This window comes from Micromonospora chalcea (genome assembly GCF_028768405.1).
Classification (GTDB): Bacteria; Actinomycetota; Actinomycetes; order Mycobacteriales; family Micromonosporaceae; genus Micromonospora; species Micromonospora chalcea.
On record NZ_CP118233.1, the window covers coordinates 6,290,014 to 6,312,586 of the forward strand.

General features: G+C 73.8%; 23 protein-coding genes and 1 pseudogene. 16 read left to right on the forward strand and 8 right to left on the reverse strand.

Annotation, left to right across the window (positions count from 1 at the left end; translation table 11 throughout):
* Positions 1–27 precede the first annotated feature (27 nt).
* The 5 genes from PVK74_RS28520 to PVK74_RS28540 form a co-directional block, all read right to left on the reverse strand.
* Positions 28–2,706, reverse strand: coding sequence for an FtsX-like permease family protein (locus PVK74_RS28520; protein WP_274477620.1), 2,679 nt, complete (start codon positions 2,704–2,706; stop codon positions 28–30).
* Positions 2,703–3,434, reverse strand: coding sequence for an ABC transporter ATP-binding protein (locus tag PVK74_RS28525; RefSeq protein WP_069089326.1), 732 nt, complete (start codon positions 3,432–3,434; stop codon positions 2,703–2,705). The genes PVK74_RS28520 and PVK74_RS28525 overlap by 4 nt, the downstream gene beginning before the upstream one ends.
* 19 nt (positions 3,435–3,453) lie before the next feature.
* Positions 3,454–4,035, reverse strand: a complete 582-nt coding sequence (locus PVK74_RS28530) for a PadR family transcriptional regulator (RefSeq protein ID WP_030503427.1) — start codon at positions 4,033–4,035, stop codon at positions 3,454–3,456.
* A 69-nt stretch (positions 4,036–4,104) separates the two neighbouring features.
* Complete coding sequence (locus PVK74_RS28535) at positions 4,105–4,551, reverse strand: ferritin-like domain-containing protein (RefSeq protein WP_104113949.1); 447 nt, start codon at positions 4,549–4,551, stop codon at positions 4,105–4,107.
* Positions 4,548–4,997, reverse strand: coding sequence for a hypothetical protein (locus PVK74_RS28540; protein ID WP_209964033.1), 450 nt, complete (start codon positions 4,995–4,997; stop codon positions 4,548–4,550). Before PVK74_RS28540 ends, PVK74_RS28535 begins: the two co-directional genes overlap by 4 nt.
* Positions 4,998–5,260: 263 nt before the next feature.
* On the opposite strand from PVK74_RS28540, the gene rimP reads away from it, so the two are divergent.
* From rimP to PVK74_RS28605, 13 genes and pseudogenes are all read left to right on the forward strand, one after another.
* Positions 5,261–5,917, forward strand: a complete 657-nt coding sequence (gene rimP, locus PVK74_RS28545) for a ribosome maturation factor RimP (RefSeq protein ID WP_069089328.1) — start codon at positions 5,261–5,263, stop codon at positions 5,915–5,917.
* Positions 5,914–6,957, forward strand: coding sequence for a transcription termination factor NusA (gene nusA / locus PVK74_RS28550; protein WP_030503423.1), 1,044 nt, complete (start codon positions 5,914–5,916; stop codon positions 6,955–6,957). Before rimP ends, nusA begins: the two co-directional genes overlap by 4 nt.
* 15 nt (positions 6,958–6,972) lie before the next feature.
* A pseudogene (locus tag PVK74_RS28555) lies at positions 6,973–7,309 on the forward strand (YlxR family protein).
* Positions 7,310–7,402: 93 nt separating this feature from the next.
* Positions 7,403–10,408 (forward strand): translation initiation factor IF-2, encoded by a 3,006-nt coding sequence (infB, locus tag PVK74_RS28560; protein ID WP_069089329.1) that lies wholly within the window; start codon positions 7,403–7,405, stop codon positions 10,406–10,408.
* A gap of 82 nt (positions 10,409–10,490) precedes the next feature.
* The gene (locus tag PVK74_RS28565) at positions 10,491–11,534 is read left to right on the forward strand and encodes a TRM11 family SAM-dependent methyltransferase (protein WP_274477621.1); all 1,044 of its coding nucleotides are present in this window, start codon (positions 10,491–10,493) and stop codon (positions 11,532–11,534) included.
* Positions 11,535–11,904: 370 nt separating this feature from the next.
* Positions 11,905–12,870 (forward strand): CPBP family intramembrane glutamic endopeptidase, encoded by a 966-nt coding sequence (locus PVK74_RS28570; protein ID WP_274477622.1) that lies wholly within the window; start codon positions 11,905–11,907, stop codon positions 12,868–12,870.
* Positions 12,813–13,106, forward strand: coding sequence for a DUF503 domain-containing protein (locus PVK74_RS28575; RefSeq protein ID WP_043325814.1), 294 nt, complete (start codon positions 12,813–12,815; stop codon positions 13,104–13,106). Before PVK74_RS28570 ends, PVK74_RS28575 begins: the two co-directional genes overlap by 58 nt.
* 188 nt (positions 13,107–13,294) lie before the next feature.
* Positions 13,295–13,777 carry a 30S ribosome-binding factor RbfA gene (rbfA, locus tag PVK74_RS28580; RefSeq protein WP_113971781.1) on the forward strand — a complete coding sequence of 161 codons (483 nt, stop codon included), beginning with the start codon at positions 13,295–13,297 and terminating at the stop codon, positions 13,775–13,777.
* Positions 13,774–14,820, forward strand: coding sequence for a DHH family phosphoesterase (locus PVK74_RS28585; RefSeq protein WP_274477623.1), 1,047 nt, complete (start codon positions 13,774–13,776; stop codon positions 14,818–14,820). The genes rbfA and PVK74_RS28585 overlap by 4 nt, the downstream gene beginning before the upstream one ends.
* 136 nt (positions 14,821–14,956) lie before the next feature.
* Positions 14,957–15,364: a hypothetical protein gene (locus PVK74_RS28590; RefSeq protein WP_043325811.1), complete on the forward strand. Its 408-nt coding sequence runs from the start codon at positions 14,957–14,959 to the stop codon at positions 15,362–15,364.
* A complete protein-coding gene (locus PVK74_RS28595; protein ID WP_176722875.1) occupies positions 15,364–15,573 on the forward strand; it encodes a DUF6186 family protein in 210 nt (69 codons plus the stop codon). The genes PVK74_RS28590 and PVK74_RS28595 overlap by 1 nt, the downstream gene beginning before the upstream one ends.
* 475 nt (positions 15,574–16,048) lie before the next feature.
* Positions 16,049–16,369 carry a P-loop NTPase family protein gene (locus PVK74_RS28600; RefSeq protein ID WP_274477624.1) on the forward strand — a complete coding sequence of 107 codons (321 nt, stop codon included), beginning with the start codon at positions 16,049–16,051 and terminating at the stop codon, positions 16,367–16,369.
* Positions 16,370–16,416: 47 nt separating this feature from the next.
* Complete coding sequence (locus PVK74_RS28605; RefSeq protein WP_274477625.1) at positions 16,417–17,739, forward strand: MATE family efflux transporter; 1,323 nt, start codon at positions 16,417–16,419, stop codon at positions 17,737–17,739.
* A 6-nt stretch (positions 17,740–17,745) separates the two neighbouring features.
* Here the strand turns inward: PVK74_RS28605 and PVK74_RS28610 are convergent, their stop codons facing one another.
* From PVK74_RS28610 to PVK74_RS28620, 3 genes are all read right to left on the reverse strand, one after another.
* The gene (locus tag PVK74_RS28610) at positions 17,746–18,687 is read right to left on the reverse strand and encodes a hypothetical protein (protein ID WP_274477626.1); all 942 of its coding nucleotides are present in this window, start codon (positions 18,685–18,687) and stop codon (positions 17,746–17,748) included.
* Positions 18,688–18,771: 84 nt separating this feature from the next.
* Positions 18,772–19,065, reverse strand: a complete 294-nt coding sequence (locus PVK74_RS28615) for a hypothetical protein (RefSeq protein WP_274477627.1) — start codon at positions 19,063–19,065, stop codon at positions 18,772–18,774.
* Between the two features lie 41 nt (positions 19,066–19,106).
* A complete protein-coding gene (locus PVK74_RS28620; protein WP_043325802.1) occupies positions 19,107–20,102 on the reverse strand; it encodes a hypothetical protein in 996 nt (331 codons plus the stop codon).
* A gap of 108 nt (positions 20,103–20,210) precedes the next feature.
* Between PVK74_RS28620 and truB the strand changes: the two genes are divergently transcribed.
* The 3 genes from truB (at position 20,211) to rpsO (ending at position 22,502) form a co-directional block, all read left to right on the forward strand.
* Positions 20,211–21,095 (forward strand): tRNA pseudouridine(55) synthase TruB, encoded by an 885-nt coding sequence (gene truB, locus PVK74_RS28625; RefSeq protein WP_274477628.1) that lies wholly within the window; start codon positions 20,211–20,213, stop codon positions 21,093–21,095.
* A gap of 29 nt (positions 21,096–21,124) precedes the next feature.
* Complete coding sequence (locus tag PVK74_RS28630) at positions 21,125–22,051, forward strand: bifunctional riboflavin kinase/FAD synthetase (protein WP_030503409.1); 927 nt, start codon at positions 21,125–21,127, stop codon at positions 22,049–22,051.
* Positions 22,052–22,232: 181 nt separating this feature from the next.
* Complete coding sequence (rpsO, locus tag PVK74_RS28635; protein ID WP_013284678.1) at positions 22,233–22,502, forward strand: 30S ribosomal protein S15; 270 nt, start codon at positions 22,233–22,235, stop codon at positions 22,500–22,502.
* The last annotated feature ends 71 nt before the right edge of the window (positions 22,503–22,573 follow it).

The window sequence follows — 22,573 nt, forward strand, 5'->3', positions numbered from 1 at the left end:
TGGTGTGATCATGCATGGGTGGCCGGCTCAGTCGAGCCGGCGTTCGATCGGCAGGCGGGACCTGGTGAACAGCGCCGCGCCGCCCATCGCCACCAGCGGCACCACGACCAGCGCGGCGAGTGTCACGCCGGGCACCGTCACCGGGTACGGCGGCTGCACCGGCCAGGAGTCCGCGTACCGCTGGTTGAGCGCGGCCAGGACGACCACGGCGGAGCCGAGCCCGGCGACGATGCCCAGCGCGGAGCCGAGCACCGCGATGACCCCGGCCTGGCAGAGCGACAGCAGGCGGCGTACCCGGGGATCGGCGCCCACCGCCGCGAGCGTGGACAGGTCCCGGCGGCCCTCGGCCGCGGCGAGGCCGGTGGCGACAGCGGCGGCGCCCAGCGTGATCACCCCCGAGGCCACCGCCAGCAGGAGCAGCATCGGGCGCTGGTCCGACGGCGGGTCGGCGGTCGCCACCTGCGCCGACATGGGCCCGATGTCGTACAGCTCGTCGGTCAGCATCTCCATCTGCCGATCGGTGGGCGAGCCGGCGGTGTCCAGCAGGTAGCCAAGCGGTACGGCGGACAGGCCGAGCGCGTCCGCGGCGGCGGGGGAGAGCACCAGCCGGTCGACGCTGAGACCGCCGCGCAGCGCGTACGCGGGCAGGAGACGCCCGGTGGGCGGGCCGCCGGAGTTGTAGTTGACCTCCACCCGGACCTGCCCGTCCACCACCCGCCGGGCGTCGGTGACCACCACGCCACCTGCGGCGAGCGTCCGGCGCGCGGCGGCCAGCTCGTCGGCGGGCGCGCCGGTGAGCGCGGCCAGCGCGGCGCCGTCGTCCACGAGCGCCGGCAGGTAGACGTCGACCGGCTCCTGGAAGGGGCTCACGCAGCGCGGATCGCGCCGGGCCGAGTCGGGAACCGGGTCGGAGGAGGTGTACGGGCAGCGCCGCTCCGGCGGAACGAGCGCGTACGCCGCGCAGTCGTTCTTGTCCCGGACGTCGCCGGCGCACCCGGGGGTCGCAACCGACACCACTGTGGCGTCGGGCAGGACCGTGCGGGCCCGGGCGGCGACGGCCTCGGCCGACGGCGGGCCCGTCGGGATCTCGCCGGAGTGGGTGAGCAGCACGTTGCCCGGCGGCAGGCCGGGCTGCCAGAGTTCCCGGGAGCGGGTCTCGTCACTCGCCACGTAGACGCCGAGCGCGACGCTTCCGGCGACGGCGGCCATCACCGCCGAGATGGCCGGCGCGGCCGACGACCGGTTGCGGCTGGCGTCGCGCAACGCGAGCCGGGGGGTGAGCGGCAGCAGCCGGCCGGCCCGGCCCAGCACGCCCACGAGCGTCGGGGTGCAGAACACCAGCCCCAGCTCGCCCAGGGCGACACCGGCCAGCACGCCGGTCTGCGAGGTGCGGCCGGCGGCGAACGCGGCGATCGCGGTCCCGGCGACGGTGAGCGCCACCCCGATCAGCAGCCAGCGGCGGCGGGGCCGGGACCCGTCGCGCCGGCCGGCCAGGCCGGTCGCCACGTCCTGCCGGGCCGCCGTCCAGGCCGGCGCCATCGCCGCCAGCACCCCGGCCAGCACCGCCGTCGCGGCGATCGCCACCAGCGCGGCCGGGAAGATCCGGTACGCCCCGAGGCGCTCCCCGAGCAGGTACTGCTCGACGAGCGGCCGGCCGGCGAACGCGGCGCCGATGCCGAGCAGCAGCCCGAGGGCGGCCCCGCCGGCGCCGAGCACCACCCCGTCGGCGAGCACGATCCGGCGCAGGTGGGAGGCGTCGCCACCGGCCACCGCGACGAGCGCGAGGTCGCGCCGCCGACGGCGGACGCTCACCGCGAAGGCCGGGCCGACCAGCAGCACCACCTCCAGCAGGCCCAGCCCGCCGACCACGCCGACGACGCCGGCCTCGTCGGCGTCCGGCACGCGCATACCGCGGGTGAGCTCCTCCCGCCCGGGCAGCGGGTCGCGGACGACGATCTGGATGCCCTGCGCGTTCAGCCGGTCGGCGAGACCCGGGTCGAGCGGGCCGGGCAGGTCCACCAGCCAGGTGTCGCTGCCGGCCGCGGTCTCCGGGGTCACCCCGGCCAGCGTGATCACCTCCCGGAGGTTGTCCGGGTACTCCACCACCCCGACCACCCGGTACGTGGCGCCGTCGATGGTGCGTACCGGGTTGCCGATGCGGGTGTCGAGCCGGCGCAGCGCCGCCGGGCTGACCGCGATCTCGTCCGGGCGCACCGGCGGCCGGCCGTCGAGGACCCGGGCCAGCGGCCGGGTGAGCGGGTCGGTCAGGTCCAGGGCGCGCGCGTCGAGCGACTCGACGTGCCGGCCGATCCGCGTCGAGAACGTCATCCACCAGCGCGTTCGGGCCACCCGGCTGCCCTCGGGCAGCAGCGCGCGCACCTCCTCGGCGGTCGCCGGACGGGTCCGGCCGACCCATTCGCCCTGGACCGGCCAGGCCGACTCGCCCCAGGCGTCCTGTGTCACCGCCGTCAGGCTGTCCCAGCGCAGCGCCACATCTGCGCCGCCGAGCTGGCGCTCGATCCGTTCGGCGCGGTTCAGATCGGCCATGTCGTAGCTGACCGCGGCGAAGCTGAGGCCGAGCACCGGCAGCGCGATCATCACCAGCACCAGCAGCGTGCGCCGCCGGGACCGCCGGGCCTCCCGGCGGGCGATCCGCAGCGCGGTCCGCCACGATCCGCGTACGGCGGCGAGGCGGCCGCCGGTCACCGGATGCTGCCGCTGAGCAGGTGGTCGACGCCGATCAGCGGGGCGGTCGAGTCGACCATCACCCCGTCGCGCAGGAAGACCACCCGGTCCGCCCAGCCCGCGTGCCGGGCCTCGTGGGTGACCAGCACCCCGGCCGCCCCGGCGTCCACCCGGCGGCGCAGCAGGTGCAGCACCGCCTCACCGGTCTGCGAGTCCAGCGCGCCGGTCGGCTCGTCGGCGAGGACCAGGCGGCGTTCGCCGACGAGGGCCCGGGCGATCGCCACCCGCTGCTGCTGGCCGCCGGACATCTGGTCCGGGAAGCGGTCGGCCAGGTCCTCCAGGTCGACCTCGCGCAGCGCGTCGAGGGCCGACTGGCGGGCCGCCCGTACGCCGGCGCCGTCCAGTTCCAGGGGAAGCGCCACGTTCTCCACCGCGGTCAGGCTGCCGAGCAGGTTCAGATCCTGGAAGACGTACCCGATCCGGCGGCGGCGCAGCCGGGCCAGCTCCCGGGCGGACAGCCCGACCAGCGCCTCGCCCTCGACCACCACCTCGCCGCCGGTGGGCCGGTCCAGGCCACCGGCGAGCGCCAGCAGCGTGGACTTGCCGGACCCGGACGGGCCCATCACCGCCACCAGTTCCCCGGCCCGCACGGTCAGGCTCACGCCGCGCAGCGCGTGCACGGCGGCCTCACCGGTGCCGTGCGTACGGCGTACGTCCCGCAGTTCCAGCACCCCGTCGATCGGGTCCATCAGCGCCTCCCGTGCCGGTTCACCGGCGGGCTTCGTCGCCGGCCCGGTCCACCGCCTCGGGGTGGTCGACCGCCCGGATCGGCGCCGGGCGGTGCCGGACCAGGCTGGTCTCGCAGTGGTCGAGCCACCGCACCTCGGCCTCGGTCTGGAAGATCATCGCGTCCAGCACCAGCCGCCAGGGTAGATCCTCCGGCTTGTCGCTCGTGTACTTCAACCGGGTGAACTCCTGAAGCGCGCGCATGGTGGCGGTGCGCTGGGTCTGCACCACCGCCCGCACGTCGACGCCCGGAGTGGTCAACGCCAGCGCCAGCTTGATCGACAACTCGTCGCGGGGACGGTCGGCGCGGCTGATCGGGGTGGCGAACCACATCGCCAGGTCCGCCCGTCCGGCGTCGGTGATCTCGTACGGCCGCTGCCCGCTCTCGTTCTCCGGCAGCGGGCGCACCAGTCCGTCGCGTTCCAGCCGGGCCAGCGTGGTGTAGACCTGCCCGATGTTCAGCGGCCAGGTCGACCCGGTGGACTCCTCGAACGCGGCACGGAGCTGATAGCCGTACATCTGGCCGCGTTCGAGCAGGGCGAGCAGGCCGTGACGGATGGACATGACCGCGAGTATGCATACCTGGTATGCGCAGCGCAACCGGGAAGCTTCGCCGGGTGACCGGCGTCGCGCTCAGGCGGGGCGGCCCGGGAACGGGACGGTGACCGGTGTCACGCCCGCCGTACGCCGCCAGCGGGTGGCCCGCAGCGCGCAGTCGGTGAGCGCGGCGAGCGCCGTGTTCCGCTCCACGCCGCTGGTGTGCGCGAGCGCGGCCCGCCAGTGCCCGGCGGTCCGCTCCTCGATCTCCACCGCCAGCCGCAGCGCTCCCGCCCGGTCGGTGACCGGATAGGGCAGCGCGTACCCGGCCCGGTCCGCGGGTACCTGCCCGGAGCCCTCGGCGAGCTGCAGGAGCAGCGCGTCGCGGCGGGACCGGTGCGCCGCCTCGGCGGCCCGGGCCGCCGTCCGCGCCGCGCCGGTGAGGTGCACGCCGATCACCCCGTACGCCCAGATCGCCGCGTACTCGGCGGCGAGCGCGTCGGCGAGGGCCTGTGCCGGGCTCGGGCTCTTTGTCGGGTTCATTTGAGCGCCTCCACGTGGGTCGCCCGCGCGGCGGCGATCGAGCCGAGCAGCGCGGCCCGCTCGGCCGGCGCCTCGGCGCAGGCCTTCGCCGCGTTGGTCCGGCCCTCCTGCTCGGCCTGACGCAGCTCGGTGAGCACGGCGTCGGGCGCGGGCGCGCTCGCCGAGCCGGCGGCCGCCGGCGTGCCGGAGGGAGCCGGCCGGCCGATGACCCGGCGTAGCTCCTCGGCGTGTGCCTTGTGCGCGTCGGCGATCGGGGTGAGCCGTTCGGCGAGCGCCGGGGCGGCGGTGGCGGCGGCCCGGTAGCGGGCCTCCAGCGCCAGCGCCTCGGCGGCCAGCGGCTCCAGCGCATCAGGCGCCGGTGGCTGCCGGTCGCGGTCGAAAAGATCACAACCGGTCAGCGGCGCGGCCGCGCCGCCGAGCGCCACGAGCCCTCCGGCGCGCAGCAGCCAGCGCCGGGAATGCCCCGCTCTGACCTGGTCGGATGGTGTTCTGCCGGTCCCCACCTGACAGAGTCAACACCATTCGCGCCGCCTCGTGGGTCAGGGTCTCGGTGCGCCGCCGGGTCCGTCCGCGGCCGTTAGCGTTACGCTCTGCGCAACCACCGGGCGCGGACGCCCCGGTGGCGTGCCGGTATGGCGGGCCGACCGCTCGCACCGGCCCGGGACAACACGGCCCGCGGGTCGTGGCAACAGCAGGAGAGGTGCGCGGAATGACGCAGCGTGGCCGTGCCACCCGGCCGACGGGGCCCGCCGGGCGGCCCCGCCGGTCCGACGGCCCCCGCGGCGCGGAGCGCAGCGGCGCACCCCGTGGCGATCTGAACGCGCGCCGCAACCGGCTGCGCGAGGTGATCGAACCGGTCGTCGCCGCGGCCGGCTACGACCTGGAGGACCTTTCCGTCTCCCGCGCCGGGCGGCGGCACGTGGTCCGGGTGATCGTGGACGCCGACGGCGGGATCAACCTGGACGCCGTGGCGGACGTCTCCCGCGCGGTGTCGGCGGCCCTGGACGCGGCGGAGGAGTCCGGCGGCGACATCGTGGCCGGCGAGTACCAGCTGGAGGTCAGCTCGCCCGGCGTGGACCGCCCGCTCACCCTGCCCCGGCACTGGCGGCGCAACGTGGGCCGGCTGGTCAAGGTCACCGTCCGCGGCGACGCCGGGGACCGCCAGCTCACCGGCCGGATCACGGCCGCCGACGACGAGCGCGTGGAGCTGGAGACCGACGCCGGCCCCGTGGCACACCCGTACGCCGAACTCGGGCCCGGCCGGGTCCAGGTGGAGTTCAGCCGCCTGGACGACCTGGCCGACGAGGACCTCGGCGACGACACAGACACCGACGACGACGAAGATCTGGAGGACGAGGAGAGGTGAACATCGACCTCGCGGCGCTGCGCGCCCTGGAGCGCGAGCGGGAGATCCCGTTCGACACGATCCTCGCGGCGATCGAGACCGCGCTGCTGACCGCCTACCGGCACACCGACGGCGCCGAGTCGCACGCCCGGGTGGAGATCGACCGCAAGAGCGGGGCCGCCTCGGTCTTCGCGCAGGAGCTCGACGCCGACGGCACCGTCACCCGGGAATGGGACGACACCCCGCACGACTTCGGGCGGATCGCCGCCATGACCGCCAAGCAGGTGATCCTCCAGCGGCTGCGGGAGGCCACCGACGAGGTGCACTTCGGCGAGTACGTGGGCCGCGACGGTGACCTGGTCACCGGCGTGGTGCAGGCGCACGAGACGCGCCGGGAGAAGGGCATCGTCAGCGTCGACCTGGGCAAGCTGGAGGGTGTCCTGCCGCAGTCCGAGCAGGTCCCGGGCGAGCGGTACGAGCACGGCGAGCGGATCCGCTGCGTGGTCGTGCACGTCGCCAAGGGCATGCGCGGCCCGCAGATCACGCTGTCCCGGTCGCATCCGGCGCTCGTGAAGAAGCTGTTCGCGCTGGAGGTGCCGGAGATCGCCGACGGCACCGTGGAGATCGGCGCGATCGCCCGTGAGGCAGGTCACCGTACGAAGATCGCGGTCCGCTCCACCGCGTCCGGAGTAAACGCCAAGGGCGCCTGCATCGGCCCGATGGGGCAGCGGGTCCGCGCGGTGATGAGCGAGCTGCACGGCGAGAAGATCGACATCATCGACTGGTCGGACGACCCGGCCACGTTCGTCGGCAACGCGTTGTCGCCGGCCAAGGCGCTGCGGGTCGAGGTGGTCGACCTGGCCTCCCGTACCGCCCGGGTGACGGTCCCGGACTTCCAGCTCTCGCTCGCGATCGGCCGGGAAGGGCAGAACGCCCGCCTGGCGGCCCGCCTGACCGGTTGGCGCATCGACATCCGGTCCGACGCGGAGACCGCGGCCCCGCAGAGCCGGGGCGGAGCTGATCACGTCCCGGAGCCGGGCGGCGCGATCTCCGGCGGCTAGGGGTAGACTTACTCAGTGGCACGACGCGCGATTCCGGAGCGCACCTGTGTGGGATGCCGGAAACGGGCGCCGGCCAGCGAGTTGTTGCGGGTTGTCGCGATCGGTGACGAGGCTGGTCACATCAGTCTCAGGCCCGATCCGGCCCGCAGACTGCCGGGTCGGGGAGCGAACATGCACCCTGATCCGGCCTGCTTCGCGCAGGCGGTGCGGCGTCGCGCCTTCGGGCGGGCACTGCGCCTCACCGGGGTTCCTGACCACGGTGCGCTTGCGGAGCACGTCGACGCGCAACCCCCGACGACCGGTCAAGCCCGACCGGTCGAGGGTCGCTAGCAAGGTAGGACGACCGACATGAGCACACGATGAAGTCCCTGAAATGACCAGGCTTCAAGTGCACGAGTGAGGTCGCTGCGGGTGCTGCCCGCACGACCTCGGAGTGAGGAGTGCAGTGGCAGGAAAGGCCCGCGTACACGAGCTTGCCAAGGAGCTCGGGGTCGAAAGCAAGACCGTTCTCGCCAAGCTCAAGGAAATGGGCGAGTTCGTGAAGTCCGCGTCCAGCACCGTCGAGGCGCCTGTCGCCCGGCGGCTGCGTAGCGCCTTCGTAGCCGGTTCGTCGGCGCCCGCCGGCCCGCCGGCTGCCGCGCCCAGCGGTCCGGCACCGACCCCGACGCCCACCCCGACCCCGGGTGCCCCCCGGGTCTCGGCCAAGCCGATGCCGCCCCGGCGTCCGGCTGCGCCGACCCCTGGACCGAAGCCCAAGGGCCCGGTCCCCGGCCCGCCGCAGCCGGCGACTCCGGTCGCCAAGCCGGCGAGCGCGCACGACATCGAAGTGGCGGCCGCCGAAGCGCGTGCCGCCGCGCTGAAGGCTGAGCAGGAGGCCGCGGTCAAGGCCGCGCAGGCCGCCCGCCAGCAGCAGCGCGAGACCGTACGCCGGGAGCCTCCGGCCGAGGGCGGTCCCCGTCCCGGCCCGCGTCCCGGCCCGAACGCCATGCCGCCGCGTCCGGGTTCCCCGGCCGCCGGTCGCCCCGGCGGTCCGGGCCAGGGTCAGGGCCCCGGTGCCCGGCCGGGCGGTCGTCCGCCGGCGCGCGGCGCCGGTAACAACCCGTTCGGCATCCAGGGCGGCCAGCAGCAGCGGCCCCCGGCCGCCGGTGCGGGCGGTCCCCGTCCCAGCCCGGCCGGCATGCCGCCGCGGCCCAGCCCGGCGTCGATGCCGCCGCGGCCGAGCCCGGCCTCGATGCCGAGCCAGCGTCCGACCACCGGCCGTCCCGGCGGCCCCGGTGGCGGTCGTGGCGGACCCGGTGGTGGCGCCGGTCGTCCCGGCGGCGGTGGCGGTGGCTACCGCGGTGGACCCGGTGGTGGCGGCGGTGGCGGTGGCTACCGCGGCGGTCCCGGTGGTGGCGGCGGTGGCGGTGGCTACCGCGGCGGTCCCGGCGGCGGTGGCGGTGCTCCCGGCGGTGGTTTCCGTCCGGGTGGTCCGGTCGGCGGCGGTGGCCGTCCCGGTGGCGGCGGTCGTGGCCGTGGCGGTGGCGCTGCGGGTGCCTTCGGGCGTCCGGGTGGTCGCCCGACCCGCGGTCGCAAGTCCAAGAAGCAGCGCAGACAGGAGTTCGACAACCTGTCGGCCCCGACCATGTCCTCGGGCGCGCCCCGCGGTCAGGGTCAGGTCGTCCGGTTGTCCCGTGGCGCCTCGCTGTCGGACTTCGCCGACAAGATCAACGCCAACCCGGGTTCGCTGGTCCAGGAGATGTTCAACCTGGGCGAGATGGTGACGGCGACCCAGTCGTGCTCCGACGAGACCCTGCAGTTGCTGGGTGAGCACCTCGGCTTCGACGTGCAGATCGTCAGCCCGGAGGACGAGGACCGCGAGCTGCTCGCGCAGTTCAACATCGACCTCGACGCCGAGGTCGCGGCGGACCGCCTGGTCAGCCGTGCGCCGGTCGTGACCGTCATGGGTCACGTCGACCACGGTAAGACCAAGCTGCTCGACGCGATCCGCAAGGCGAACGTGGTGGCCGGCGAGGCGGGTGGCATCACCCAGCACATCGGCGCCTACCAGGTCCACGTCCCGCACGAGGGCGAGGACCGCGCGGTGACGTTCATCGACACCCCGGGTCACGAGGCGTTCACCGCCATGCGTGCCCGTGGCGCCCAGGTCACGGACATCGTGATCCTGGTGGTGGCGGCGGACGACGGCGTGATGCCGCAGACCATCGAGGCGCTCAACCACGCCAAGGCGGCGGACGTGCCGATCGTGGTCGCGGTCAACAAGGTCGACAAGCCCGAGGCGAACCCGGACAAGGTCCGCCAGCAGCTGACCGAGTACGGCCTGGTCGCCGAGGAGTACGGCGGCGACACCATGTTCGTCAACGTGGCGGCCAAGCCCGGGATCGGCATCGAGGAACTGCTCGAGGCCGTGCTGCTGACCGCCGACGCGTCGCTGGAGCTGACCGCTCCGATCGACGGGCCGGCGCAGGGTGTCGCGATCGAGGCGCACCTGGACAAGGGCCGTGGCGCGGTGGCGACCGTGCTGGTGCAGAAGGGCACCCTGCGTGCCGGTGACTCGATCGTCGCCGGTGGGGCGCACGGCCGCGTGCGGGCCATGCTGGACGAGAACGGCAAGCCGGTCGACGAGGCCGGTCCGGCGCGTCCGGTCATGGTGCTGGGTCTGACCACGGTGCCGGGTGCGGGTGACACCTTCCTGGCCGCCGAGGACGACCGCACCGTGCGGCAGATCGCCGAGCAGCGGCAGGCGCGGAGGCGGGCGGCGTCGTTCGCCAACTCCCGTGGCCGGGCCACCCTCGAGACGCTCATGGAGCAGCTCAAGGAGGGCGAGAAGACCTCGCTCAACCTGGTGCTCAAGGGCGACGTCTCCGGTTCCGTGGAGGCGCTCGAGGACGCGCTGTTCAACCTCGACATCCCGGAGGAGGTCCAGCTTCGGATCATCCACCGGGGCGTGGGCGCGATCACCGAGAGCGACGTCATGCTCGCGAGCGCCTCGTCCGAGGCGGTCACGATCATCGGCTTCAACGTGCGGGCCTCGAACAAGGTCCGCGAGATGGCCGACCGCGAGGGCGTGGAGATCCGGTACTACACGGTCATCTACCAGGCCATCGAGGAGATCGACGCCGCGCTCAAGGGTCTGCTCAAGCCGGAGTACGAGGAGGTCGAGCTGGGCACCGCGGAGATCCGCGATGTCTTCCGCTCGTCCAAGATCGGCAACATCTCCGGCTGTATCGTCCGGTCCGGCCTCATCCGCCGCAACGCCAAGGCGCGGCTGCTGCGGGACGGTGCGGTCGTGGCGGACAACCTCACGATCAGCTCCTTGAAGCGGTTCAAGGACGACGCGACCGAGGTCCGCGAGGGCTTCGAGTGTGGTCTGACGCTGGGCGGCTACAACAACGTCCAGGTCGGCGACGTTATCGAGACGTTCGAGATGCGCGAGAAGCCGCGCGCCTGAGTTCCACACGTACGACCGGCCGGCGGCCGGGGCCTTCGGGCCCCGGCCGTCGCCGTTTCCGCAGGCTGCGACAATCTGCGGCGTGATCCGGTACGCGCTGCTCCTCGCCCCCTCCGCCAACCGCGTCTACGCCGACGCGGCGGCCCGGCTGGCCCGCGCCGAACTGGCCGTGTTCGCCGGCTCCGGCGTGCTCGACGTGGTGCCGGGCGACGCCGAGGTCACCCGGATCGGCGGGGTGGAGTACCTGACGTTCACCACCGCCGAACCCGGGCTGGGCGAGCGGGACCTGGCCCACCTGGCGAACCTGTCGGCCGCGTACGCGCTGTTCGAGCGCGTCGGCGACGACCTGCTCCGCCCGGTGCCGCTGCGTCCGCTGGCCCGGTACGACTCCGACCTGATCACCATTCCCAAGTACGCCGGCAAGACCAACGAGCAGTTCACCCGGCTGCTGCTCAACGTCACGGTGCTCGCCTCCGCCGCCGCGCCGCGGATGCTGGACGGGCCGGTGGTGGTGCTGGATCCGCTCTGCGGCCGGGGCACCACGCTCAACCAGGCGCTGATGTACGGCTACGACGGCATCGGCATCGAGCGTGACAGTCAGGACGTGGAGGCGTACGCGGCGTTCCTGCGCACCTGGCTGCGCCGCAAGCGGCTCAAGCACACCGCCGAGTCGACGTCGGTGCGCCGGGACCGCAAGCTGGTGGCCCGCCGCTTCGAGGCGGTGCTGGCGCCGTCGCGGGACGAGCACCGGGCCGGGGCCACCCAGCGCGTCACCGTGCTGAACACCGACACCACCCGGGCCCGCGAGGCGCTGCGCGCCCGCTGCGCGGACGTGATCGTCACCGACGCGCCGTACGGGGTGGCGCACGGCAGCCGTACCGGCCAGGGGTTGTCCCGCAGCCCGTTGGAGCTGCTCACCGCCGCCGTGCCGGTGTGGCGGGAGCTGCTGCGTCCGGGCGGGGCGCTCGGGCTGTCCTGGAACACCCACGTGGCGCCGCGGGCGCAGGCGGAGGCGGTGCTGGCCGACGCCGGTCTGCGGGTGCTCGGCGGCCCCGGCTTCGGTGACTTCGCCCACCGGGTCGACCAGGCGATCGAGCGGGACGTGCTGGTGGCGGTCGCGCCTTGAGTGCGTGCCGTGGATGAGGCCGAGGGCGGCTTGGAGTTCGGCGGGTAGGGGGTCCGCTGCGGCTGTCTCACGTCCGCACATCGGCCAGATCCGCGCCCGGCGGCCTCGATCACTCTCACGGCTACCGGGCGAATGATCGCGCCGTTGCCCCGGCTCCGACGCGGGCGCCGCCTCCGACCGAAGCTGTCACGCCGGCAGAAGGCCGTCACGCGAAGGTCCGTGCCCACGGCGAACGCGACCCCGCGAGACATGGCCGGTCGTCCGGGTATGCCTAGCCATACTCGCAATACGCCCACGAGTGTCAGTGACCGCGACACGAACCCCATGATCTTCTGGCTCTGCAACGGAACCAGAAGGAAGGTGGCACTTCGTGACGACGAGAATGAAAGGGGTGCTGGCATTCTTAGTCATTTCGTTTGGGATGAGTTGGGCGTGGTTGCTCCTCGCCCGGCTGGGCTTGGGGCTTTCGCTGGTCAACCCGCTGGTTCAGCTTCCTTTTGGCTTCGCCCCAGCCATGGCTGCGATCGTCGTACGTCGGTGGATCACGCGGGAGGGGTTCCGCGATGCGGGGCTCGCTCCTCGTTTGCGCGGTGCGTGGTCCTCCTATCTCGTGGCTTGGCTCGGTCCGATGGGGCTCGTGGTGGCTACCGTCGGGTTGGCGGTGGCGATGGGCCTGTGGAATCCGGATCCCTCTGCCCTGGACGGCGCCGTTCCTGGGCTTCCGGGGTGGGCGCTCGTTCTTCTGCTGATGGTTGCCGTCCCGTTGCTCACCCCCTTCTACTGGGGTGAGGAGTTCGGCTGGACGAGCTATCTGAGGCTCAGGATTTTCGTGGGCAGGCCGCTTATGTCGGCCACCGTGACAGGGCTCATCTGGGCGGTCTGGCACTATCCGCTCGCCTTTCTCGGTTATATCGAATTCACCAATGTTCTCCTCGGGCTGTTGGTCTGGACAGTGGGTTTCCTGCTGCAGGAAATCATTCTCGCCTGGCTGCGCTCGCGGAGCGACAGTATCTGGCCGCCGAGCTTGGCTCACGCCGGCAACAACATGGTTCTGGCCCTGCTGACAGGATTGCTGCTGAGCGAAGGCGGAGAACTCGGTGAGATCACGGTGATGCTCCTGACGGCGGTACCGATGGCGGTCGTGTGCGTCTGGATCCTGGCCGGACGACGGCTCGCGGTACCGAGGGCCGTCGATGACCAGGCAGAGAGCGCCGCCCAGCCCGAGCCGGCCAGCAAATGGCAGCGCGGAGTCACGCCGCAGGCGTACCGTTGCTCGCCGTGTATACCGGAACCGCGCTGTTCGACCTGTTGCTCCCGGGTGACTCCCGGTCCCTGAAGGCCAAGCGGTCGTACGTCCGGCCGATCGTCGCCGCGCTGCGTAAGTTCGAGGTCTCCGCCGCCGAGGTCGGGGCGCTCGACCTGCACGGCCGGGCGGAGATCGGCGTGGCGGTGGTGGCCGCCGAGCCGGCCCATGTCCGCGAGGTGCTCGACTCCTGCGAGCGGCTGGTCGCCGCCCGCCCGGAGACCGAGCTGCTGTCGGTCCGTCGTCGACTGCACGGCGAGGACGACTGAGAGGCGCCGGCCCGTCGCGCGGCAGTCCGGCCGTGCCGCGTGACGTCCGGCCGGGCGCGGGTAGTGTTCTTCAGCGTTGGGCGGTCGGACCCGGCGGCGCCCACGCGTCCGCCGTCTCCGGCCGACGGCCCGGATCGCCTGATGATCCGGTGCCGTCATCGGTAGAGGTGATCCCGGAGGTGGGGGACATGACGGATCAGGCAAAGGTTCGCCGGCACGCGGAGCGTATCCGGGAACTCGTCGCGTCGGTGGTGCGCAGCCAGATCAAGGACCCCCGGCTCGGCATGATCACGATCACCGACGCCCGGATCACCGCCGACCTGCGCGACGCCACCGTCTTCTACACGGTGCTCGGTGACGCGGCGGCCCAGGCGAGCACCGCCGCCGCGCTGGAGAGCGCCAAGGGCATGCTGCGCAGCACGGTCGGCAAGGCCCTCGGGCTGCGGCACTCGCCGACGCTGACCTTCGTCCTCGACGACGTGCAGGACCAGGTCAAGCACATCGACGACCTGCTCGCCGCAGCGCGTACCGCCGACGCCGAGGTGCAGCGGCTGGCCGCCAAGTCCTCGTACGCGGGCGACGCCCAGCCGTACCGGGTCGAGGACGACGAGGACGCCGCGGACGACGAGCCGGCCGCCGCCGACGAGCCGCGCGAGGGCGACCGCCGGTGACCGAGGTCGCCGTCGCGGGTGGCCTGCCGGCCGGCCCGGCCGAAGCGGAGTGGGCGGCGGCCGTCGCGGCGGTACGCGACCTTCCCGCCGACGCGCGGGTGCTGCTGATCTGCCACGTGAACCCGGACGGGGACGCGCTGGGCAGCATGCTCGGCTTCGGGCTGGGTCTGCGACGGCTCGGCGTACGCGATCTCCAGGCGACCTTCCCCGGCCCGCCGGAGGTGCCCGAGCCGTTCCGCTGGATGCCCGGCGTGGAGCTGCTGGTGCCGCAGGACGACACGTACCCCGATCCGGATCTGGTGATCTGCTTCGACGCGGCGAGCGAGTCGCGGCTGGGTGACCTGGTGGGCCGGCTGGACACGGCGGGCACGTCGCTGGTGCTCGACCACCACGCCTCGAACACCGGCTTCGGCCGGATCAACCTGGTCGACCCGCACGCCGCCGCCACCTCGGTGGTCGCGCTGGAGCTGCTGGACCGGCTCGGGGCGACGCTCGACGCGGAGGTGGCGACCGGGCTCTACGTCGCGCTGACCACCGACACCGGCTCGTTCCGCTTCGAGGCGACCACGCCTGCCGTGCATCGGATGGCGGCGCGTCTGCTGGCCACCGGCATCCGGCCCGGCGACATCTCCCGGCGGGTGTTCGACACCCGCCCGTTCGGCGCCGTCCGCCTGTTCGGCGAGGTGCTCGGCCGGGCCACGCTGGAACCGGCGGCCGCCGCCGGGCACGGGCTCGTCTGGACGTACGCGACCCGCGAGGACCTGGTCCGGCACGACCAGCCGGCGTACGTGCTGGAGGCGCTCATCGACTCGGTGCGGTGCACCGAGGAGGCGGACGTGAGCTGCGTGATCAAGCAGGCGGGCGAGGCCGAGTGGGCGGTGTCGCTGCGCAGCAAGGGCGCGGTGGACGTGAGCGCGGTGGCGGTGGCGCTGGGCGGTGGCGGGCACCGGTTCGCGGCCGGCTTCACCGGGCGGGGCGCGCTCGACGAGCTGGTCGGACGGATCCGGGCCGAACTCGCTACCGCAACGCTGGTAGCCCGCTAAAAGCGGAATTGTGCCGATATTTCTGCCGGGCCGAGGCGCGGCGATGATCGGAAGTGTGAGCTGATCGGCGGCTTTTCCAGGGATTACGAGGCGTGCCAGCCTTTCCGCCGTGCGTGACGCTGGGGACAATCGGGTGATGGATCATCCCCGTGAGCTCACCGTCGAGGCGCCCCGGGCCTGGGACCGGCCGGTCGTCTCCGTGCCGGTGCTGATCTGCTTGTCCCTGGTCGGCGGTCAACTTCCGTCCTTCTCGACCGCGGCCAACCTCTACATCCTCACCACCGGCGGAGGGTTGATCTGGGTCGGCCTGAGCAACCGGGTGCCCCGGCGCCCGGCGCCCCGCCGGCTGCCGTCGGTCGCGCTCTGGTGGCTGGTGCCGGTGACCGTCTTCGGGGTCTTCGAGGGGGCGACGTTCATGGCGGCGGCGGGTGACGACTTCCCCACCCTCTCCCGGCTGGCCGATCCGCTGCTGGAGGACAGTGTGATCCGTTCGGCGGCCTGGTTCGCGTGGCTGTCCACGTTCTGGGGACTGGTGCGCCGATGATGCGGGCACTGGCGATCGGCGGGTTTCTGGTCTCGCTCGTGCTGTTCGCGGTCGTCGAATGGGTGGCGCGCCGGGAGGGCTCGCGGGTCCCGTCGCTGGCCGACGTCTGCGCCTTCGTGATGCGGTACGAGGTGGGCCCGGTGCCGGTCGGGCGGATCGGCCTGTTCGGTTTCTGGTGGTGGCTGGGCTGGCACTTCCTGGCGCGCTGACGCGGCCGGCCGAGCCGGACGACGAGGTTGATCTTTCCGCATTTCGGGAACTGTGGGCAGCATCTGGAAAGTGAACGTTAATTTGGGTGAGGGCCGGCGCTTCGCGGCGCTGGTCACGGGCGGTGCTGCCGCACCCGGCCTCGCCTCCCTCCAGGGTCAGACCGACCCGGGCTCACGCTGCCAGGCGAGCCGCTCCGGTGATCCCGGACCGCAGCCGGGCGCCCGTAGGGCCGCCGTGTCCGGCGGACCGCACCCTGGAAGGACCTCAGATGCCCAGCAAGCGCAAGCCGCAGACCGAGACCACCACCGACGAGGCGCGCGAGCAGATGCGCCGCGCGCTGCAGACCTCGATGGACACCCGTCAGTGACGTACGCCGTCCGGCGGTGACGCCGGCCGGGCCGCACCCGTGGCCCGACGCCGACGTCACCGCCGCTCGGGACCGACCGCCGTGCCGGACGGCGCTACCGTCACCCGGTGCGACGCATCCTGGTCGTCGGCGCCTCCGGCGCCGGCAAGAGCACGCTCGCCGGTGAACTGGCCCGGCGACTCGACCTTCCGCTGATCCACCTCGACCGGCACTACTGGCGCCCCGGCTGGACCGCACCGGCCCCGGCCGACTTCCGCGCCGAGGTGGCAGCGCTCGCCGCCCGCCCGGCCTGGGTGATGGACGGCAACTACGCGAGCACGCTCGACCTCCGGCTGCCCCGCGCCGACCTGCTGGTGCTCTGCGACACCTCCCGGCTGCGCTGCCTGCGGCGTGACACGGCGCGGTTCCTGGCCGACGTAAGTAAGTAGCCCCCCGCCTTGCGGACCTTACCGGGAGCGTGCCAGGATCGGCGTCGATGAGCACGACTGCCGCCCCCGCCACCGCCGCCACACCCCGGCGGATCGCCACGCTCGCGCTGCCCGCCCTCGTGGTGCTGGCCGCCGAGCCGCTCTACGTCCTGGTCGACACCGCAGTGGTGGGTCACCTCGGGCGGGTGCCGCTGGCCGCGCTCGCCGTCGGCGGCACCGTCATGACGCTCACCGCCTGGGTCGGCACCGTCGTCGCGTACGGCACCACCGGGCGCTCGGCCCGCCGCTTCGGGGCGGGGGACCGGGCCGCCGCTGTGGCCGAGGGCGTGCAGGCGTCCTGGCTCGCGCTGGCCACCGGAGTGCTGGTGGCGGTCGCCATCGGCATCGGCGGGGGCGCGCTGGCGCGTACCCTCGTCGGCGGCCCCGGCGAGGTGGCCGACGCCGCCGCCGGATGGCTGCGGGTCGCGGCGCTCGGCGCGCCCGGCCTGCTGCTCGCTGCCGCCGGCAACGGCTGGCTGCGCGGCATCCAGGACACCCGCCGGCCGCTGCTGTTCGTGCTCGGCCCCAACCTGCTCTCCGCGGTGCTCTGCCCGCTGCTGGTCTATCCGGCCGGGCTCGGGCTGGTCGGCTCGGCGGTGGCGAACGCGATCGCGCAGACGCTCTCCGGCGTCCTGTTCGCGGCCGCGCTGGTGCGCGAGCGGGTCTCGCTGCGGCCCCGGCCCCGGGTGATCGGTCAGCAGCTCGTGCTCAGCCGGGACCTGCTGGTGCGCGGTGTCGCGTTCCAGGCCAGCTTCCTGTCCGCGACCGCCGTCGCGGCCCGCTTCGGCGCCGCCGCGGTGGGCGCGCACCAGATCGCCCTGCAACTGTGGTTCTTCACCGTGCTGGTGCTCGACGCGCTGGCCATCGCCGCGCAGTCGCTGGTCGGCGCCGCGCTGGGCGGCGGCGACGCAGCCGGCGCGCGGTTCCTGGCCCGCCGCGTCGCGCTGCTCGGCGGGCTGTGCGGCGTGGCCTTCGCGGTGCTGATCGCCGCCGGCGCCGGCGTCGTGCCGTCGTGGTTCAGCTCCGATCCGCAGGTACGCGAGCAGGCCATGACGGCCTGGCCCTGGTTCGTCGCGCTCCAGCCGATCGGCGGCGTGGTGTTCGCGCTCGACGGGGTGCTGATCGGCGCGGGCGACGTGCGCTACCTGCGCAACCTCACGATCGTGTGTGCGTTCGGCGGGTTCCTGCCGGCGATCTGGCTGGCCTACGGGTTCGACCTCGGGCTGGGCGGGATCTGGGCCGGGCTGACGCTGTTCGTGGTGCTGCGGCTGGCCGGCCTGCTGCTGCGGATGCGCTCGGGCGCGTGGGCGGTGGTCGGCGCGGTCCGCTGACGCCGGTCAGCAGGGCTGGAACGAACCGGGGCCGCCCATCCACGGCTCGACCACGAAGAAGCCCTCGTCCAGCCGGGCGCAGTCGACGTTGTTCGTGCTCGCCTGCGCGGAGACGAGCCAGAGCCCGCGCTTCGCCGCCGGCAACCCTTCGGGGTGGGGGACCTCCCAGACGACCCGGTCACGGATGGCGGCGATCCCGGCCCGGCCCGGTGTCGTCCGCGGCACGTCGAACGCGTACATCCAGACGTACTCTGTGGTGATCCGCAGGATCGGCCGGCCGTCGTCGCCGGTGACGGCCCGGTAGCGCATCTCACCCCGGACCCGGATCTCGTCCGCGCTGTCCTGCGAGCCGATCCGGGTGGCGTAGTTCACGAACGACAAGTCCTCGAAGTCGGTACGCAGCTGAGCGCGCGCGGCCGGCGCCAGCAGCGCCAGGAACGGCTCCGTGTCGCCGAGGATCATGGACAGGTCGAGCCGGGCCTGGACCAGCGCGGCCCGGACCTGGGTCAGCGCCGCGGCCACCTCGCGGGCGGTGAACGGGGGCCGCGCCGTGGCCTCCGGCAGGACGATCCCGGCCTCACCCACCGCGAAGTCCGCGCCGATGGTCCCCGCGAACAGGTCGCGCGGCTCGCCCACCCGGCTGAGCGGCACCGGCGACGGGCTGGCTTCGGCCGACGCCGCGGCGGCGGTGCCGGACCGTACCCGGTCGACGGTGACCCGGCCGAGCACGGCCGTGCCGCCGATCAGCGCCAGCGCCAGCACCACCACGAAGGCGACGCGGCGCTTGCCGCGCTGCCGCGACCAGACCATGCGGAAGCGCTCGCCGCGGGTCAGCGGGACGTCCGCGTCCGCGCCGGTCATCCAGCTCGGCAGCTGGATCTCCGCGCCCCGGGAGGCGACGGCGTAGGGATCCGGCTCGGGCGGTGTGGTCCCGTCTTCGGTGCTCATGCGGCGTTCCAGAGGGGTGCAGGGGCAGGGGGCGCATGATCATCGCACCCGGCCGCCGATCCCGCTGTCCCGTTTCCGTGCCGGTCAGATCCGCCCCTGCCGGATCGCCCACGCGAGGTAGAGCGTGCCGACGACCAGCAGCGTCGCGGTCACCAGGACGAAGACGAACGCCCCGATCGCGGCCACCGTGGGATGCCGCTCGCCGAACCGGGTCCGGCCCTGCCAGGCCCACATCCGGCGGCGCGCCGCCGCCAGCGCCGGTACGCCGTCGACCAGGTCGGACAGGCGGCGGCCGAGCGTACGGCGGGGCGGCTCCGGATTGCGCATCCAGTCCGGCAGGTCGACCCGGGCGCGGTGCGGTGGCGGGGCGTCGCTCATCGGGGGCTCCTGCCGCGGGGTGGCGTGGTGAGGTGGGCGGGTCAGCAGGTGTCCGGCAGGTCGACCGTCTTGTCCGGGTCGAAGACCGCGTCCGGGTCCGGGTCGGCCGGACCGGCGAGCGAGGGCCGGCCCAGCGCGAGCAGCCCCTTGTCCAGCGCGACGCAGTCGATGTTGGAGGCGTACGAGTCGGCCCGCTCGATCCACAGCCCGGCGGAGGCGGTGGTCACGTCGGCCGGGTGCGGCATGCTCCACTTCACCGTGTCGTGGACCACCACCACGCCGGCGCCCGGGGCGGGGCGGGTGGTGGAGAACGCGTACGCCCAGACGAAGTTCGTGGTCACCTCCAGGATGCGGATGCCGTCCCGGTCCTTCGTCGCCCGGTAGCTGATCCGGCCCTTGACCCGGGGCTCGTCGTCGGTGAGCCGGGCGCCGGGGGCGAGCCGGGTCGAGTAGGTGCCCGCCTCGCCGGTGGGGAAGTCGTCCCGTACGCCGGCCCGCGCGTCCGGTGCGAACTGGCGGACCAGCCGCTCCGGGTCCTTCGCGGTGAAGAACGTGCGGTCCAGCCGGGCGGTGATCAGCGCCTTGCGTACCTTGGCCAGCGTGTCTGCCACCTGCTTCTCGGTGAACGCGCCGGTCCGCTTGGCCCGGGGCAGCGCGATCCCGGCCGTGCCCTCGGGGAAGCCGGCTGCCGGGGTGCCGTCGAAGGGGCCGGCGGCCGGTGGCGGCGAGGCCGACGAGGACGCCTGCTCACCGACCGGCAGGCTCACCGTGGGGTGTTCGGCGGGCGGCTCCCGCCAGCGCTGGAAGCCCTGGTAGCCGAGGCCGCCGACGAGCCCGAAGAACGCGAGCAGCGCCAGCACGACCACGCCGCCGAGCAGCTTGCCGGAGTGCCCGCCGAGCGCGATCCGCAGGCGGTCGCCGCGGCCCGGCTCGACCTCGGGCGCGGGCTGGCGCAGCCACTCGGGTACCCGTCCCAGCGTGTCCTCCGACGGGCGATCGGTGGCGTGGGGATCGGGGACGGAACGGTGATCGGTCATCGGACTTCCCGGGCAGACGGGGCGGGGGCGCACGATCTTGACACCCCGCCGAAGCAGGGCGGTATCCCCCGCAGGGAGGATCGGCGCCGTCTGGCAGGCTTGGCGGTCGTGAGCACAGACGGTCTGATCGTGGTCGACAAGCCCGGCGGCATGACGTCGCACGACGTCGTGGCCCGGATCCGCCGGCTGGCCCGTACCCGCCGGGTGGGGCACGGCGGCACGCTGGACCCGATGGCCACCGGCGTGCTGGTGATCGGGGTGGGCCGGGCGACCCGGCTGCTCACGTACGTGATCGGCGCCGGCAAGAGCTACGCCGCGACGATCCGGCTGGGGCAGGCCACCGTCACCGACGACGCCGAGGGCGAGGTGGTCGCGACCACCCCGGCCGGCGCGGTCACCGACGACGGGGTACGCGCCGCGCTGGCCGCCCTCACCGGCGAGATCGACCAGGTGCCCAGCGCGGTCAGCGCCATCAAGATCAACGGCCAGCGGGCGTACAAGCGGGTCCGTGACGGCGAGACGGTCGAGCTGCCCGCCCGCCGGGTCACCGTCTCCCGGCTGGACGTGCGGGCGATCCGCCGGGACGTCCCGGACGTGGTGGACGTGGACGTGGAGGTGACCTGCTCGTCCGGGACGTACATCAGGGCGCTGGCCCGTGACGCGGGCGCCGCGCTCGGCGTCGGCGGCCACCTCACCGCGCTGCGCCGCACCGCGGTGGGCGGGTTCACGCTCGCCGAGGCGGCCACGCTCGACGAGCTGGAGCAGCGCGCGCCCGACGTGGTGAACCTGCCGCTGGACGCCGCCGCCGCGCGGTTCTTCCCGCGCCGGGACGCCACCGCCGACGAGACCCGGGTGCTCTCCCACGGCGGGCCGCTGACCCCGGCCGGGATCACCGGGCCGTACGCGGTCTTCGACCCGGCGGGCGGGCTGATCGCTATCGTCAGCGAGCGGGACGGTCGGGCCCGCGCGGAGATCGTGCTGGCCCCGGCCTGAACGGCGCGGGCGGACAGGGGAGGAACGGCATGCAGCGGTGGCGGGGGTACGAGGCGGCGCCCGGCGGCTGGGGACGCTCGGTGGTCACCATCGGCGTCTTCGACGGCGTGCACCGGGGGCACCAGGCCACCATCGGGCACACCGTGGCGCGCGCCCGGGAGCTGGGCGTCAAGTCGGTGGTGGTGACGTTCGACCCGCACCCGGCCGAGGTGGTGCGCCCGGGCTCGCACCCGGCGGTGCTCACCGAGCCGGCGCGCAAGGCCGAGCTGATCGAGGCGCTCGGCGTGGACGTGCTCTGCGTGGTGCCGTTCACGGTCGAGTTCTCCCGGCTGCCACCCGAGGCGTTCGTGCACGACGTCCTGGTCGAGCACCTGCACGCCGCGCTCGTGGTGGTCGGCGACAACTTCCGGTTCGGGCACCGGGCGGCCGGGGACGTGCCGCTGCTGGAACGGCTCGGCCGCACCTTCGGCTTCGCCGTCGAGGGGGCGCCGCTGGTCGCCGAGGCGGGGACGGTCTTCTCCTCCACGTACATCAGGTCCTGCGTCGACGCGGGCGACGTGGGCGCGGCGGCGGCGGCGCTCGGCCGCCCGCACCGGGTCGAGGGCGTGGTGGTCCGCGGCGACCAGCGCGGACGTGAGCTGGGTTACCCCACCGCCAACCTGCTGACCCACAGGTACGCGGCGGTGCCCGCCGACGGCGTGTACGCGGCCCGCCTGGTGCGCCGCGACGGCGAACCGCTCGCGGCGGCCGTGTCGATCGGCACCAACCCGACGTTCTCCGGCCGGGAACGGCGGGTGGAGGCGTACGCGCTGGACTTCACCGGCGACCTGTACGGCGAGCGGCTGGCCCTGGACTTCGTGGCGCACCTGCGCGAGCAGCGGACGTACGACGCGATCGAGCCGCTGGTGGCCCAGATCGCCGAGGACGTGGAGCGCACCCGCCGGGCGGTGTCCTGACCCGCTCGGGCGACCTTGACCGGCCGTCCGGCCCGGGGGCTGGTAGGCTGGCGGAGACGTCGGCTGACCGACGGGGGCCTCGCGTGCCTGCACGACGCCGCGGGTGCGAGGAACCGGTCCGTTGCACCGGTCACCACGACCGCTCCGGACCTCATCGAATGACCCACGAAACAGGGAGAACATGGCGCTCGACCAGGAAGCCAAGGCCAAGATCCGCCAGGAGTACGCGACCGCCGAGGGCGACACCGGCTCGCCCGAGGTGCAGGTCGCGGTCCTGACCAAGCGGATCGCTGAGCTCACCGAGCACCTGAAGGTGCACAAGCACGACCACCACAGCCGCCGTGGGCTGCTGCTGCTGGTCGGCCGGCGCCGCCGGCTGCTGAACTACGTCCAGAAGAAGGACATCAACCGCTACCGGTCGCTCATCGAGCGGCTCGGCCTGCGCCGATGACCTGACGGGGGAGTGGCCGCCTGGCCGCTCCCCCGTTGCAGTACCACCGAAGAACCCGGCCGCGCGACACC